The sequence below is a fragment of the Faecalicatena contorta genome, from assembly GCF_001404335.1.
GTDB classification, from domain to species: domain Bacteria; phylum Bacillota; class Clostridia; order Lachnospirales; family Lachnospiraceae; genus Faecalicatena; species Faecalicatena contortus_B.
In genome coordinates, this window is the sequence record NZ_CYZU01000045.1 from 1 (window position 1) to 16,535 (window position 16,535).

Here is a 16,535-nt window from a genome sequence, read left to right on the forward strand (position 1 = left end):
GTCCCCCGGCTGAGGGCCGGTCCCGCTCCCCGCTGCTGTCAGGCGTACTACATCCCCCGCATTTTAAACCCGCTCACAATAAATTCCATAGCCCTCCATCCGGCATGTGATTTTCTTCCCGTTTACAACTACAGCTGCGTTCTGTTCCTGGCCGGAGTTGTTGATCACGACAAGCATACTGCTCTCCGGATAATAAGCGCACTCCGTATGCAGGTTATCTGTTACCAGTTCCGGCATAAGCTGCCCGCCTGTTCCGTACAGGATCAGATTCATTAGCAGCCGTGTATTTTCCGGACAGTACTCAAAGGATGCCAGATATATCCCCCTGCCGGAGCCGAATCCGCAGGAAGTCACGGCTGGCATGCCAGCTTCTTCTCTGAGGACGGATGCCTTACCGTCAGTCAGATAAATTCCCTTTCTTGCATGTATATAACTTCCAGCCAGGAAGAGACCTTCCGGGGCCTCTTCTGTAAATGACCATTTGCCATGGCACACTCTGGCCCCCGTATCTTCATCAACGCCCAGTATATGTGCCATGCGGAAAAAGGTGTCGCACCCCTCCAATGCGGAAGGCTCATTGACTCCGATGAAGGTTCCGCCGTTATAAACCCATTCGGTCAGAATACTTATGGTATGCTCATCTTTCCAGCAGTCTCCTCCGCTCCATGCACTTCCTGCATATCCTGCATTGATTACGACATCGATTCCTTTTAATGCACCGTTTTTGACATCTTCAAAACTGATGAATGAGACATCAAAAGGAAGTCCAGCAAGGCTTTCGTTGATATGGATCAAATCATGCATATATGTCTCGTGGAAATGTCCGGACAATGTCCAGGAGCGCAGGGCGCCCCAATAATGAAGTACAGCCACCTTTGGGTTTAACACAGCGGGTTTTCCGTGGCTGTGAAGATCTTTGAGCATGCGGAACTCGTCTGCGGTGTCGGCAATATACTCCACGAATTCCGGGCTGTTTTCAACCAGATGCAGATAACCTCCAAGTCCGATCCGTTCAATGGGGGATCTTAAAACAGCGCGTCTGACGGCCTGCCAGTATTTCTGGGCTTCCCCTTTCGGATTGCCCCCTTCCAGAAATGTAGGCGAACCATTTATCCCTGTAGGAAACAGATATGGGTGCAGGCGAAGTTCATGGGTTTCCACAGGAACACCGCTGCAGAGACGCGCCTCATAGCCGCTGAAAACACATTTTATCATTCCATCGAACCCAAATTCCTCAAAACGTCCGTTGTAAGGCTCGATTCCCACCCAGCTGTCGTCGTAAAAGACATAGGCTTTTTTGCCATAGTCATGAACCATGGATACCAGTTTTTTACCAAATTCGATTACAAAATCATTGATAAAATCCATCCAGTCTCTCTTCGTCTTTCCGGCGGGCATATGCGTGACGTGATATTTCCCCTGATTTACAAAATCTTCCGCGGTCAGACTGTATCCATATGTCTCGGCAAATAGATCCAGCGCTCTGGGGCTGACGGTAAAATCGTAAGATGCCCAGTCGGTGAATAAATTCCGGTTTCTTACATCACTGCCCCAGATCCAGACAAAGTTGTAAAACATGGAAGTAAATCTGACAACTGTCGTAGATTGGTGCGTTTCACACCAGTTTTTCATCCACGCAAGCAGATACTCCTGTGCCTCCTCGTAACGGGGATCAATCTGCATCAAATGCTCCTTTTCCCAATGGTTGGTCGTATGGTTGTACATAGAGATCTCTTCCCAGATACGGTATGCCATAAAGGAGACCGTGTAATTATGCCAGGGAGTAATCCCTTTTAGCCGTACCTGACGGTTTCCGGCTGAGTAATCCCAGTGCTTCCTGTCAACCTCCTGGCCGGTGGTTCTGTCATATACCTGCCAGTATTTAAAGGCATCGGGAGTGTCATTGACAGCAAACTGCTCCTCAAAGAAATCTTTCATCAAATCAATCTCCAGCGTATCACTTGCAGCGGTTACCGGTTGTGTGATGAGAAAAGTCTGCTGCAGTTTGTCCATGTTCTTTTTTGCCCAGTCATTATGGTCTCGGATGATGCAGATGGTGGAGTAGATACCGTATCCTGCTTCCAGAATCTCATCGGAAAGCACCGTTCCATCGCTGTCACGGATAACATCGGCCCCCCATTTCTCTGCCATTTCAAGCGTCAGTTTTTCATATCCGGCTTCCCCGGGAAGGGTAAAGCCCCCTTTTGTTGTGCTCATATCTGGTCTCCTCTCTATCTTTGGATTACGTGTTATACATGTTTGTAGCATTATTATCCTTCAAATGACCGATACCGTCTAATCACCCGGATAAAAAAAGTGCGCAAAAATGACCATTTATGATAAAATATAAATCAAACATCCGAAAGACAGGCTTAGACAGTCTTATTCACCGGATTCTATACACAAATTTAAAACAGGGAGAGAAGTATATGCGTAAAAATGTTTCAAAAGGAGAATATAAAATAACGGAATTCCGCAGCTATCATCTTCCGGAGTATTTTCCCGTGCTGCTTTTGACTGGGGAGCACTGGAAGATATCGGATATTCCCAGCGGGCGCCTGCATTTTCACAACTGTCTGGAAGTAGGGATCTGCCATTCGGAGAGCGGAAAAATAGAATTCTATGGCGGGGCATTGGGATTTGAGGCAGGAAACGTGACATGCATTCCTAAAAATATACCTCACACTACCTATTCTGACAAGGGCAGAAAAAGCAAATGGTCCTATCTGTTTTTTGATCCCGGCAGGATGTTCGGCGGCTGGATGCCCGGTTCCTGGGAAAATATAAACCTGGCGCCAGCAGGAACAAACGGATATCAGTACCTATTAAAAAAAGAAGACTCCGAACGAATCTACAGCCTCGCAATGCAGGTGATTTCAGAGATGACCGGGAAAAAGCCAGGCTACCAGCTGAGCACACGCGGCCTGCTGCTGTCCCTGTACATCGAACTGTATCGGATCCAGAACCTGAAAGCTTCCCGGAATCTTTCCCTTACAGAAGATGAAAGCAAGTCCAATACCATGGTACTCTCACCCGCACTCGATTATATAGAACAAAATTACATGGAATCCTTTACGACAGATACTCTTGCCGAACTATGTCACTGGAGCCCCACCCATTTCAGAAGAGTATTCTCCCAGATCATGGGAATGTCCCCCCTGGAATACATCAACCAGGTACGGATTGCAGAAGCATGCAACATGCTGTGTACTACCGAAGACTCCATCCTGAGCATCTCAGAAAACACGGGCTTTGGTTCCGTATCCAGCTTCAACCGCAACTTCCAGCAGACCGTAAAAATGTCCCCGAGAGAATACCGCACGCAAATAGCCGACACCCTTTTAAACTACAATGGGTGGATGCAGCCAGAGGCGTGAGGTTGGGGGATCGATCGGCCGCCCCTTCATTTCACTGGGCGCATCTGGTCAGCAGATAAGTTCGTCTGCCGGGGGAGGGGCTGTAACCGAAGCAGCGTATTGATTTTCCGGAATGTTAAAATAGTGAGGGGGGAGATGACAATTCTGTAAGTTGCATTTCAGGGGGGCGGGCAATATAATGAAAGATGTATGGAGATTATTATAGTTATTAGAGGTTAAAAAATAAATAAAGGATGATAAAAATGTATGAAACAGATATTTTTAGTGGAAGATGATAGAGCAATCGCCAAAAATCTTATGCTTTTGCTGCACTCTGAGGGGTTTGCGGTTACGCATGCTTCTACGCAGAATGAAGCCATTGCCATGTTCGCGGAGCATAGATTTGATCTGGCGCTGGTGGATATTTCACTGCCCGATGGTAATGGGTTTACGGTGTGCACGGAGATCAAACAGACGCGGGATATTCCGGTGATTTTTTTGACGGCCTCGGGTGATGAGGCGAGCGTTGTTACGGGGTTGAACATGGGCGCAGATGATTATATCACTAAGCCATTCCGCCCACGGGAATTGATTGCGCGGATCAAGACTGCACTTCGCAGATCGGGGCAGTCGCCGTCGGCTTTGGAAATCTGCGGGCTTTCTGTCGATACGGCAAGCGGTATTGTGAAAAAAAATGGCGTCAGGGTTTTTCTTTCTGCACTTGAATACCACCTTCTGCTGGTTTTTATCAGTAATCCTAATCATATTCTTACGAGGGACAGGCTGCTGGATGAATTATGGGATGCGGCGGGGGAGTTTGTCAACGACAATACGTTGTCCGTGTATATTAAGCGGCTGCGGGAGAAGATCGAGGATGATCCGGCAGACCCGCAGATCATTTTGACGGTTCGTGGAACGGGCTACCGATTGGGGGATGGATATGTTTCGGAATAGGGAGATCCGGCAGTTTGCCATTGCATTCGCTATCATAACCGCTGCCGCTGCGGCAGCGGGATTTTACATGAATCCGGCGGCCGGGGGACTGGCCCTCGTTTGTGCCGCTGCCTTTGGCGCGGCATTTTTTGTATTTACGCGGGCCAGGTACAAAAGGATTGCACAGATTTCAGAGCAAATCAATATTGTGCTTCATAATACGGATCATCTGTTTATCAGTGAAGCTGAAGAAGGGGAACTTTCCATTCTGCAGAGCGAGATAACCAAAATGACACAGCGGATCCGGGAACAGAACGATGCGCTGAAAAAAGAAAAAGGACATCTGGCAGATTCACTGGCCGACATTGCCCATCAGCTCCGCACCCCGCTTACATCCGCAAATCTGATTCTGTCATTGCTGGAGAACAGCCCGGATGAAAACGAACGGAAGCAATTGCTCAGGGAGACGGAGGAATTGTTTGCACAGATGGACTGGCTGCTTAGTTCGCTGCTGAAATTATCCCGTCTGGATGCAGGCGTTGTGATGTTCCAAAACGGGCAGATCGAGGTAGACAGCCTGATTAACACTGCGCTTCGCCCGCTTTATATTCCAATAGAGCTGCACAGCATCGAGCTTAAGATTGACGTACCCAGGGGGACCGTGATTCGGGGCGATGCAGGCTGGCTGTCGGAAGCAATTCAGAATATTCTTAAAAACTGCATCGAGGGTGCAGGAGATCACGGGAAGATTCACATTATGTGTGAGGATACGCCCCTGTTTACCGGTATTACCCTTCATGACAGCGGTACAGGATTTAATAAGGAAGACCTGCCTGTTTTGTTTGAAAGGTTCTATCGGGGGAAAAATACTGGTACGGCTGGTTATGGGATCGGGCTGGCACTCTGCAAGACCATTATCACCCGACAGGGCGGAACCATTACCGCTAAAAATCATCCCCAGGGCGGCGCGGTATTTTCTATCCGTTTTCCAAAGTGACGGATCTCTCACCGGAAAGTCACTGAAATGTAAGCGGGAAGTTCTATTATATGAGTAGAAAAAGGGAAGGAGATTCACATAATGGAATTTTTAAAAGTTGAAAATTTATGTAAGGTTTATGGCGCGGGAGAAAATCAGGTGATCGCGCTGGACCATGTGTCGCTTACCATTGAGAAAGGGGAATTTACTGCAATTATCGGTTCTTCCGGATCTGGCAAATCCACTCTTCTGCATACGATAGCCGGCGTGGATACGCCCACCAGCGGTAAGATCTATCTGGACGGGCAGGATGTCTATGCAGGGAGCAATGAGAAGCTGGCCATCTTCCGCCGCAGGCAGGTCGGATTGATATACCAGTTCAACAATCTCATTCCCACTCTGAATGTTGTAGAAAATATCACACTGCCGATCCTGATGGATAAGCGCAGAGTGAACAAAAAACGTCTGAACGATTTATTAGACCTGCTGGGATTACAGGAGCGAAAGTCCCATCTTCCCAACCAGCTTTCGGGCGGGCAGCAGCAGCGTGTCGCCATCGGACGTGCACTGATGAACGCACCGGCAGTCATGCTGGCGGACGAACCTACAGGTGCTTTGGACAGCCGCAATGGACACGAGATTATCAAATTGCTGAAAGAAAGCAACAGAAAATATGGGCAGACTCTTCTCCTCGTTACCCACGATGAAAATATTGCCCTGCAGGCAGAACGCATTATTACGATCGCAGACGGTAAAGTGGTGCGGGATGAGAGGCAGGTGGGGCGGTCATGAATATTTTCCACAAGGTTGCCCTGCAGGGATTAAAAAAGAGCCGCACGCGGACCTTTGTAACGGTGGTCGGCGTGGCCCTGTCTGCGGCTCTGATCACGGGTGTCGCTACATTTGCCGTTTCCCTGCAGAGTTATATGATTCTTGGGGCTGCTTCAAAGTATGGCGGCTGGCATGTTGAAATCCCGGATGCAGATTCCGCCTATCTACAGTCTCAGGCCGTAGACAGCCGGGTGGCAGGTACGGCTGTCCTGCAGAACATTGGTTATGCCGCGCTGGAAGGGGGCCAGAATCCCGACAAGCCCTATCTTTTTCTTTCTGGATGGAATGAAGAAGCCTTGGAAACTCTGCCACTACAGCTTCTTTCCGGAAGAATGCCCAAGAACAGCAGCGAGGTTCTGATACCGGCGCATATTGCAGCAAACGGCGGGGTGAAAATTCCGGTGGGCAGCACGATCACCCTGCAGGTGGGAAGCCGCATGAAAGACGGCCAGAAGCTCAGCCAGCACGATCCATACTGCGGCGGGGAAGAAACACTGGTTCCGGCACAAGAGAAGACCTATACGGTTGTGGGCATCTGCCAGCGGCCGGCTGCCGAGGAGTTTGCCGCGCCGGGATACACTTTAATTACAACGGAGGATGCAGCCGCAGCGGACAGTCTTTCCGTATTTGTTACGCTAAAGAATCCCTATAAAGTTCATTCCTATACAGACGGTATCCCGGATAATTACAGCTATGTTCTGAACGATGACGTACTGCGGTTTATGGGTCTGTCAGGGGAAAAATTGCTTACAGTCCTTTTATACTCGGTTGGAGGAATCTTAATTGCCCTGGTAATGCTCGGCTCAGTATTCCTGATCTACAATTCATTCAACATCTCATTGAATGAGCGCACGCACCAGTTTGGAATCCTCATGTCGGTGGGCGCAACACAAAGGCAGCTGCGCAATTCGGTCATGTTTGAGGGAATATGCATCGGTGCTGTGGGCATACCGCTGGGGATTTTAATTGGGATTCCAAGTATCCGGCTGGTGCTTTCCCTTGTGGCAAAGAATTTTGCAAATATGATGTATGATAATGTGCCGCTGACCTTGAAAGTGTCGGTTCCTGCTCTTTTAGCCGGGGTTGTTGTCAGCTTGATTACCATTTTAATATCGGCCTATATTCCGGCAAAGAAGGCTGCAGGGACCCCTGTGATGGAATGTATCCGCCAGACCAACGAGGTCAGGGTGGAAGCCAGGGCGCTCAGAACCTCAAAGCTCACGGAACGCCTTTACGGTCTGGAGGGGATGCTTGCGTTAAAGAACTTCAAAAGAAACAAGCGGCGTTACCGCAGCATAATCCTGTCGCTTACGTTAAGCGTGGTGCTGACCGTGACGGCAAGTTCTTTCGGTACCTATCTGAACCAGATAGCAGAGAATTCTGCTGTGGCAGTTGAAGACTATGACATTTGTTTCTATACACGGGACATGGAAGAAGACGAGCTCCTCCGGCTTTATGAAGATATGAAAAATGCCAGCGGAGTAAAAGAAAGTTCTTATCAGGCGCTTTCGACCTATTCCTGCGTACTTAATACGAAAGATCTGACCAGACATTTTCTGGATGAATTCGGGGAACTTATTGGTTATGACGGGACGAATGAAACGGTTGAAGCGCCGCTGGATATCCAGTTTGTAGAGGATGGGGTCTATCAGGACCTGCTCAAAGGCCTGGAGCTTTCCGAAACGGAATATAGCGGGCTGGAAGACAATATGATCGTGACAGGAATACTGCCGGAACATTATTATATGCAGGAAGAGCCCATGGAATTTACGCTGCGTTCCGATTCAGGAGATCAAACCAAAACAATCCGTGCGTCCTTTGTAGATGCCTATCCGGATCTGCTGCCCGCAGAGCCGGGAGACTGGCGCGGATACACGCTTATGGTGATCGCTCCATACCAGGCAAAACCTCAGTTTGACGCTCTGGGGGCGTCTTCAAAGCCTGTAAAACTGGGGATGACTTTCAAGTCAGACAATCCGGGACGGTCCACGTCCGAGATGCAGGCGATGATTGACGGAGCCGGCATAACCGCTGACTATACCCTGTATAATGTGTATGGAATTCTTGATCAGAACCGAAATATGACGTTCATTGTCAACTTGTTTGCGATTGTTTTCATAACCATGATTTCGCTCATAGCGGTTGCGAATGTTTTCAACACGATCTCCACGAACATCAAGCTGCGCAGGCGGGAGTTTGCCATGCTCCGTTCGGTGGGGATGTCCGACCGGGATTTTAATAAGATGATGCGTTTTGAGTGTTCTCTTTACGGAGTGCGGACAATGCTTTGGGGGCTGCCCCTCGCAGGGATTCTATCCTGTCTGATTTATGTGGGTATGAACGCCGGGGGCGGAGAGATGAAATTTGTGTTCCCATGGTGCAGTATGGGAGCCAGTATACTTGGTGTGTTCCTGGTAGTCTTTATTACCATGGTATATGCCGCAGGAAAGATCAAAAAGGAGAATATCATCGACGCTCTGCGGGATGAGATGGATTGATATAAAACAACAAAACGGCTGGTTAATTCAGAAATAGTTGTATCATGCAACCTTAAAGTCACAACGGGAAGTTGTGGCTTTTTTATTGGCTGATAAAATAAAGACAGAAAATGAAACATGAATGGAGGTACTAAAATGGAACAATCTAAATTTAGGAAAAATGAAAGAATACAAAAATTGTGGGAGAGAAGCACCGGTTTATCAAAAAGCGGGAGAAGGAATGTATATGTGGATAACGCAGAATTTCTTGTGTACCACTGGTCCGGGCACAGTGCGGGATTCTCACCGGCAACCGGAGAGCTGGCGCTTTCCGATGACGAGAGAATCAATCTGGGGGACCACAACTGCCGGGTGGATGTGGGCACTCCGTTTCCGTATCTGGACGAGATGCCGTCCAGAGTGAAGGGCTTCGAATACTCTGCAACTAACTGGGCGGAGGATTATGCTTTTTTTTTGGACCATAGTCCTGCAGAAATTTATCCAAATGAGACGATTGTGGGAGAATTCCACTGGCAGCTGGATGAGGCCAGAAAGTTTGTGTATCCGGATGAAGTGGCAGAGCTGGGATTTGACCTGCGCCAGATGGGCGCCGGAGGAACAAGCCTGGCACATACCTGCCCGGATCTTAACATCGGCCTAAAGAAGGGATGGACCGGACTGCTGAAAGATGTGACGGAAAGCAAAGAAAAATGGAAACGGTATGGAAACAAAAAGAGGCGCGCCTATCTGGAGGCACAGGAACAAGTGGTACAGGCAATCATACGCTATACTATGCGGCATTCCCTGCGTGCTGCGGAACTTGCAGGGGCGGAGGGCGACCCGGAACAAAAGAAGAGGTATCAGAAAATTGCTGCCAATATGAAACAGCTGGCAGAGGGGGCGCCTGAGAGTTTTGAGCAGGCAGTACAGTGGATCCAGTTATTCCAGGTTGTAGAGAGGATAAACGGCCATGGCAACGGATATGGAAGGCTGGACCAGATGCTGATCAGATTTTATAGAAAGGATCTGGAAGAAGGGAAAATCACAAGGGAGGAAGCCAGAGATATCCTGGCAGAACTGTACCTGAAATACGGCGGGAATTATTTCTCCTTCGGCGGAAGAGACCGGGAAGGCCGGGACGCCACCAATGAAATCAGCTGGATCGGACTGGAGGCCTACGATATGATAGGCGGCTATAATCATCTGGGTGTGATGTGGCATGAAGATATGGATCCGGACTACTACAGCTATGCATGTGACGTGGTGACAAGACACGGCTGCGGGGTTCCTACTCTGGTCAACTATGATGTAATGCGGGATTCCGAGCTGTACAGTGGTTACAGCGAAGACGATGCCTGGAATGTGTCGTACAGCGGCTGTCAGTGGTACTGCGCGGTGGGAGCCGAGTACAGCGACCATGACCTGAACTCTTTTGTTCTGCCGGCCCCCATGCAGAGAGCCATGAAGCTGGCAGAAGAACAGAATGCAGAAACTTTTGAGGAGTTTTGGGATTTATATACCCGGGAAGTAAAGCGGACGGCAGAAGCATTTACCGAATTTAAGAACTGTGTGTATAAGTGGCAGGACCGGGTATGGCCGGAAATGGTCACTACCCTCTGCATGAAAGACACCATTGAAAAAGGGCTGGATGTTACGTCAATAGGCGGGCCTCATAATGCATTTACTTCTGTTAATGTTCTGGGAGTGCCCAATGTGGTGGATTCTCTGTACGCCATAAAGAAAGTGGTGTTCGAGGAAAAGAAATATACGATGGCCCAGCTGAATAAGGCTGTTCAGAACAACTGGAAAGATCACGAAATCATGCGCCAGATCATGCTGAACCAGGAGAAATTCGGGAACGACCGGGACGGTGTGGACGAGATGTACGTAAGAGTAGCGGAAAATATCCACGATACGCTGGAGGAACAGCGCAATATCAAAGGCTTCAACTTCCGGGCCTCTTTATTCCAATATATGGGGCATACCTATGCCGGTCCTATACTGGGCGCGACGCCGGACGGCAGGTTTGCCGAGGAACCGATCGCGCATGGGTGCAATCCTATGCATGGAAGAAACCATGAGGGGATCACTGCAACCGCAAAGTCCTTACTGAAGGTGCCTTTCAGAGAGTACCAGGGCGGTTCGCTGCAGATCGAACTGCAGCCGAAATTCTTTGACGGAAAGGAAAACAAAGGCGCATATATCGAAAACTTTTCTAAGGCATACATGAAGAAGGGCGGCATTCAGATTAACTTTAATGTAATCGATCTGAAAAAGCTTAAGAGGGCGGTAGACGATATCGAGAACCCGGAATATGCGGACATTGTCGTAAAGGTCACCGGGTACAGCGCTCATTTTGTGGTTATGGATCACGAGTTCAGAAAAGAATTTGTGAACAGAGTAAATTATACAAGTGTTTAGCGGGGAAGAAAGATGGAAAAGGGACTGGTTTTTGACATACACAGAGGAACAACCCACGATGGGCCTGGTATGCGCACCACTGTGTTTTTGAAGGGGTGCCCCCTGCACTGCAGGTGGTGCCAGAATCCGGAAAGTATCAGTCCGGACAGGGAGCTGCAGTGGGATGCAAAAAAATGTATCGGCTGTATGAGCTGCGCCGCCCACTGTACGGGAAATGCGCTGGCTGCGGAGACCGGTGGGATACGGATCGACAGAACAGCCTGCAGACAATGTTTCACCTGTGCTGACCAGTGCCCGGCAAAAGCGATGGGCACGGTGGGAGAATACTGGGAAACAGCCCGGCTTGTGAAAGAGGCATGTAAAGACGATATGTTTTTTGACGATTTTTCAGGAGGGGTGACCGTGTCGGGCGGCGAACCTGTGCTCCAGCACCGGTTTCTGGCTGAATTTCTGGAGGCGCTGAAGCGTCAGGGTGTGGATACCGCACTGGATACATCTGGTTTCGGTAAGAAAGAGGTTTACGAGGAGATATATCCATATGTGGATACATTTCTCTATGATATCAAATTCATGGATGAAAAACTGCATAGAGAATATACGGGCGTCAGCAACAAGATCATATTGGATAACCTGAAGTTCATAGCCGGTAAAATTCGGAAAAAGAGGGACACAAGGCTGTGGATCAGGACGCCGTTAATTCCGGGGGCGACAGCAGCAAAAGAAAATATAGAGGAAATCGGCCTGTTTGTTCGGAAAGAACTGGCGGATGTGACAGAACGCTGGGAATTATGTGCATTTAATAATGTGTGTAAAGAGAAATATGCTAAGATTGGACAGGAATGGGATTATGACACAACTGAACTGATGGAAGAAAAAGAGGTGCAGAAACTGGCGGAGGCAGCCGGGAAATATGCAGATGGGTATCTTGTAGTCTCAGGGCTGACCAGAAAACAGGGGGCTGCATCAGCAGTCCCCAATGGAGAATAATACAATGTTCATGTAGTCTCTTAGGTTGGGGATTTCCAGCGTGAGCCGGAGGCTTCGGTGGGAAAGGAATCTAAATAAAAGGAAAATGAATTGACAAACGTTCGCTGCCGGAGTACCATAGTATAAAACACAGATCAGGGAGGTTGCGGAGATGCCTGGTATGAGAGATGTGGCAAAGGCTGCCGGCGTATCTTTATCTACGGTTTCAGCGGTCTTAAGTGACAGCGGAAAATATGTGAGTGAAGAGATCCGGAGCAGGGTGCTTGAAACAGCTGGTGAGCTGGGGTATCAGCTTCCGGAAAGGCAGAAAAAAAGAGATAAGATTATTGCGGTTGTTCTTCCGAATATTGCAAGCACATTTTTTTCTAATCTCCTGAACGGAATCGAAGACACGGTGGCAGAAGAGGGATATGTCCTGGTAGTTGGCAACTCGGATTTCGATTTTAATAAGGAAAAAAGGTTCATCAAAACGATCCGGAAGCAGGCGCTGTGCGGAATTCTTATTGATACTGTCTGCCCGGCTACAGAAGAAAAGGAATATTTCAGTTTTATAAAACAGACGTTTCTGGAACGGAGGATCCCGGTTGTAACTCTGGAGAGAAAACTGGAGGAAACGGGGTTCGGAAGTGTGTATGTAAATCATGAGAAGAATGCATATATGGCGACCCGGGAACTGTTGGAAAACGGACACCGGCGTGTCGCCCACATATCAGGCAAGATGTCTAATCCTCTTACAATATGCAGGGTCCAGGGATACAAGAGAGCTTTGGCAGAATTCGGCGTGCCCTATTCGGTGGATCTGATTGCAGAGGGCGATTTTACGCCAAACAGCGGATATATGATGGCGAAGGAGCTGATGATCAGGAACCGGGGCCTGACTGCTATATTTGCAGCGAACGACCAGATGGCGATAGGAGCAATTAAGGCGGTCCGGTCGGAGGGGCGGACGATTCCGGATGAGTTTGCTGTGACCGGGATTGATAATCTGAGCGTATCGTCAATGATAGAGCCGTCTTTGACAACGGTTAATGTTCCCACGTATCAAATGGGCCGTATGGCGGTAAAAATGCTGGCAGACCCGGATATAAAAGAAAAAAGCGTAGAACTGCCCTGTAATCTGATTGTTCGAAGATCTACGAATAAACTGGCAGCGAGCGAGTGGGAATTATTCGGATGGTAAGTGCCGGCATCGATAACCAGAGCGAACAAAACGAAGAATGTTTTCTGGCGTTCGCTCCTTTTTTGTGCTAAAACACGATGAATTGCGTCATAAAATGTGTATTAAGCCGAAAATATTATTTTGAATTGACGAACGTTTTCTGGCGTGATAGTCTAAACTCATCTAGTATAAACCAGCAAGGCATTTAGTGTGGCTTATACTAGTACCTCGTAAAGAGTTTTCGATAAAATGAGTAAGGAGGCTATTATGGACAAAAAAGGTCTGACAGAAAAAGCTTTGTCAAAGGGAAAAGGAGTGCTCCGCCTGGCGCCGGCCTGGGTACCCAGAGCATTCTGCCGTCCGGGGAAGAGAATTAAACTGCACCCCGATGATTACTATATATTGGGCACGCGGGGCGGAATTGATGAACGGTGGTTTTCTTCCACGACATGGGCGGAAAATGGGCCGGGAACTCCGGAGGATGAAGGGTTAAGCTATATTATAGCTGACGAAGAGGGGAACGAGCGGATTCTCCTGCGGGACGCAGTTGAACTGTCAGGCGCAGAGCTGATCGGAGAGAAGCTGTGGAATAAGTACCATCGATGGGCTATGTTTTCTAAATTCTTTGACAATGCCGGGCCTCTGCCTCATCATATCCATCACCGCCAGGCACACGCAGAAAGAGTGGGGGCAGACGGTAAACCCGAAATGTACTTTTTCCCATCCCAGCTGAATAACCATGGAGGAGAGTTCCCCTTCACATTTTTCGGATTTAATCCGGAAACCACGAAAGAGGAGGTCTTGGAAAGCCTCAGAAACTTTAAGAAGGGTGATAACAACATTCTCGGCCTCTCCAGAGCATATAAGCTGGAACACGATACCGGTTTCCATGTAGACCCGGGAGTTATGCATGCACCGGGCTCACTGTGTACATATGAACCACAGTTTGCATCAGATGTCTATGCCATGTATCAGTCCGTACTGCTGAACGGACAGGTGGTAGGCGAAGACCTGCTCTGGAAGAACTGTCCGGAAGAAGAAAAGGGGAATTATGAGTATCTTCTGGATGTCATTGACTGGGAAAAGAATATCGACCCTGATTTTCATAAGCATAATTATATGAGGCCCAAACCAGTACGTCCTATGGAAGAAATGCTGCAGGATGGATATATAGAGGAGTGGATCTGCTATAAATGTGACTGTGTCAGCGCAAAACGTTTGACAGTACTGCCCGGGCGTACAGTCTTCATAAAAGACAGCGCACCATACGGCCTGATCTGCCTGGAAGGGCATGGAACATTTGGCGTGTGGGAGATAGAATCCCCCGCGTTGATCCGCTATGGTCAGCTTACCCACGATGAGTACTTTGTGACCGAAAAGGCAGCAAAAGAAGGCGTAAAGATCGTAAACCCATCAGAAACAGACCCAATTGTTATACTGAAACACTTTTCAGACAATCCTGATCTGATTCTGGATTAAGCTGTACCACCAAGCGAATCCATACACTGTCCACATCAAGGAGCCTTCCCAGCTGACGACCGTTACTACCGATTGGATGCAACCAGTGAAAGGAAGGGATCTCCTTCTGCCCATCCCTACCCGGAAAAGAAAATCTGCTTGGGCTTTAGGAAAGCAGCTCCGCCGCTGATCTCTCCAAAGTTTCCCTGGCGGCCCTGATTTCTCCGGCCTGCTGATCGGTAATTTTTTCAATGGTTGTCTTTCCAAGCAGTTTCTGAAGAGTATTCAGGTCGGCTTTGATCTGTTTGTACTCGGTCTTCTCCATATCTTTTTTAGAATCTTTCAGGCTTTGGCTTACCTGGAATGCAAGCTTTTCCGCTTCGTTACGGATATCAATGTTTTCCTGACGTTTGTTGTCCTGGCTCTCATAAAATCTGGCGTCGGCCATGGCCTTCTGTATCTCAGCCTCGGACAGATTGGAGCTGGACGTGATTGTAATCTGCTGTTGTTTGCCGGTACTCAGGTCTTTAGCAGACACGTTGACGATTCCATTTGCATCAATATCAAAGGTGACTTCAATCTGTGGAACTCCGGCAGGGGCACGCTTGATCCCCGATAGTTTAAAATTGCCGAGCAGCTTATTGTCGCGTGTAAATTTACGCTCACCCTGATAGATTTTAACATCTACAGAAGTCTGAAAGTTAGCGGCGGTTGTATAAATGTTGCTTTTCCTTGTGGGAATAGCCGAATTCTTAGGAATCAGTACATTTGCCACGCCTCCCACTGTTTCAATGGAAAGAGAGAGCGGTGTGACATCCATGAGAATAATTTCCGAAGCGGAAGAGCCTGCTGCCAGTGCCGCGCCCCCGCTGAGCTTTTCTGCCTGGACTGCCGCTCCCAGGGCAACACATTCGTCCGGGTTCAGGGACTTCGAGGGCTCAAGGCCTGTCAGCTGCTTTACTTTATTCTGGACTGCGGGAATCCGTGTGGAGCCTCCCACCATAATGACCTTACTGAGGTCGGCTGCACGAATGCCGGCATCTTTCAGGGCGGTATTCACCGGGCCTGCTGTCCGCTCCACCAGGTCGCTGGTCAGCTCCTCAAACTGTGCGCGGGTAATGGTCATCTGCAGATGTTTTGGCTCGCCCTTCTTATCTGTTGTGATAAATGGCAGATTGATATCAGTCTGTGCTGCAGAAGAAAGGCTGATCTTTGCCCTGGCGGATTCCTCGCGGACTCGTTGAAGCGCCGAAAAGTCCTTTTCTAGATTAATCCGCTCCTGCTTTTTATAGGTCTTAACGATATAGTCCGTCAGGCGCTGGTCGAAATCATCACCGCCCAGGTGATTATCCCCATTGGTGGCAAGCACTTCGATGACCTGGTTTCCGATTTCGATAATAGAGACATCGAACGTTCCGCCGCCGAAATCGTATATCATAATCTTCTGAGGCTCCCCGTTATCAAGCCCGTATGCAAGGGCAGCAGAGGTTGGTTCATTGATAATCCGCAGTACGTTCAGGCCCGCGATCCTTCCCGCATCCTTGGTTGCCTGGCGCTGGGAATCACTGAAATAGGCGGGCACCGTAATGACCGCATCCGTAACGGGCTGGCCGAGATATTGCTCTGCGTCTTTTTTTAGCTTCATTAATATGATGGAGGAGATCTCCTGAGGGGAATAATCTTTTCCGTCAATGCGGGCGCGGTAGTCCGTGCCCATGTGGCGTTTGATGGAAGAAATGGTTCTTGTGGGATTCAGTGCGTACTGCCTTTTGGCGCTCTCTCCGACAAGGCGTTCGCCGTCATTCTTAAAAGCGACGATGGACGGAGTGGTCCGCATACCTTCCGCATTGGCGATCACCACGGGCTTGCCGCCTTCGATTGCTGCAACACAGCTGTTCGTAGTTCCTAAATCAATACCGATTGCTCTGGACATAGTA

General features: G+C 48.8%; 11 protein-coding genes. 9 read left to right on the forward strand and 2 right to left on the reverse strand.

What is annotated here, in order from left to right; translation table 11 throughout:
- Window positions 1-63: 63 nt before the first annotated feature.
- A complete protein-coding gene (gnpA, locus tag ARB69_RS18650; protein WP_055154660.1) occupies window positions 64-2,217 on the reverse strand; it encodes a 1,3-beta-galactosyl-N-acetylhexosamine phosphorylase in 2,154 nt (717 codons plus the stop codon).
- 212 nt (window positions 2,218-2,429) lie between these two features.
- On the opposite strand from gnpA, the gene ARB69_RS18655 reads away from it, so the two are divergent.
- From ARB69_RS18655 to ARB69_RS18695, 9 genes are all read left to right on the forward strand, one after another.
- On the forward strand, window positions 2,430-3,377 hold the full coding sequence (locus ARB69_RS18655) for an AraC family transcriptional regulator (RefSeq protein WP_055154661.1): 948 nt from the start codon (window positions 2,430-2,432) through the stop codon (window positions 3,375-3,377).
- A gap of 246 nt (window positions 3,378-3,623) precedes the next feature.
- Window positions 3,624-4,310, forward strand: a complete 687-nt coding sequence (locus tag ARB69_RS18660) for a response regulator transcription factor (protein ID WP_025656218.1) — start codon at window positions 3,624-3,626, stop codon at window positions 4,308-4,310.
- The gene (locus ARB69_RS18665; RefSeq protein WP_055154662.1) at window positions 4,297-5,286 is read left to right on the forward strand and encodes a sensor histidine kinase; all 990 of its coding nucleotides are present in this window, start codon (window positions 4,297-4,299) and stop codon (window positions 5,284-5,286) included. The genes ARB69_RS18660 and ARB69_RS18665 overlap by 14 nt, the downstream gene beginning before the upstream one ends.
- Window positions 5,287-5,367: 81 nt before the next feature.
- The gene (locus ARB69_RS18670) at window positions 5,368-6,057 is read left to right on the forward strand and encodes an ABC transporter ATP-binding protein (protein WP_055154663.1); all 690 of its coding nucleotides are present in this window, start codon (window positions 5,368-5,370) and stop codon (window positions 6,055-6,057) included.
- The gene (locus tag ARB69_RS18675; protein ID WP_055154664.1) at window positions 6,054-8,594 is read left to right on the forward strand and encodes an ABC transporter permease; all 2,541 of its coding nucleotides are present in this window, start codon (window positions 6,054-6,056) and stop codon (window positions 8,592-8,594) included. The genes ARB69_RS18670 and ARB69_RS18675 overlap by 4 nt, the downstream gene beginning before the upstream one ends.
- Window positions 8,595-8,729: 135 nt before the next feature.
- A complete protein-coding gene (locus ARB69_RS18680; RefSeq protein WP_025656222.1) occupies window positions 8,730-10,994 on the forward strand; it encodes a pyruvate formate lyase family protein in 2,265 nt (754 codons plus the stop codon).
- A gap of 12 nt (window positions 10,995-11,006) precedes the next feature.
- Window positions 11,007-11,981, forward strand: coding sequence for a glycyl-radical enzyme activating protein (locus tag ARB69_RS18685; protein WP_025656223.1), 975 nt, complete (start codon window positions 11,007-11,009; stop codon window positions 11,979-11,981).
- Between the two features lie 151 nt (window positions 11,982-12,132).
- The gene (locus ARB69_RS18690) at window positions 12,133-13,161 is read left to right on the forward strand and encodes a LacI family DNA-binding transcriptional regulator (RefSeq protein ID WP_025656224.1); all 1,029 of its coding nucleotides are present in this window, start codon (window positions 12,133-12,135) and stop codon (window positions 13,159-13,161) included.
- 246 nt (window positions 13,162-13,407) lie between these two features.
- Window positions 13,408-14,619 (forward strand): hypothetical protein, encoded by a 1,212-nt coding sequence (locus tag ARB69_RS18695; RefSeq protein ID WP_025656225.1) that lies wholly within the window; start codon window positions 13,408-13,410, stop codon window positions 14,617-14,619.
- A 145-nt stretch (window positions 14,620-14,764) separates the two neighbouring features.
- On the opposite strand, the gene dnaK is transcribed toward ARB69_RS18695, so the two are convergent.
- Window positions 14,765-16,531: a molecular chaperone DnaK gene (gene dnaK, locus ARB69_RS18700; protein ID WP_055154665.1), complete on the reverse strand. Its 1,767-nt coding sequence runs from the start codon at window positions 16,529-16,531 to the stop codon at window positions 14,765-14,767.
- Window positions 16,532-16,535: the final 4 nt, after the last annotated feature.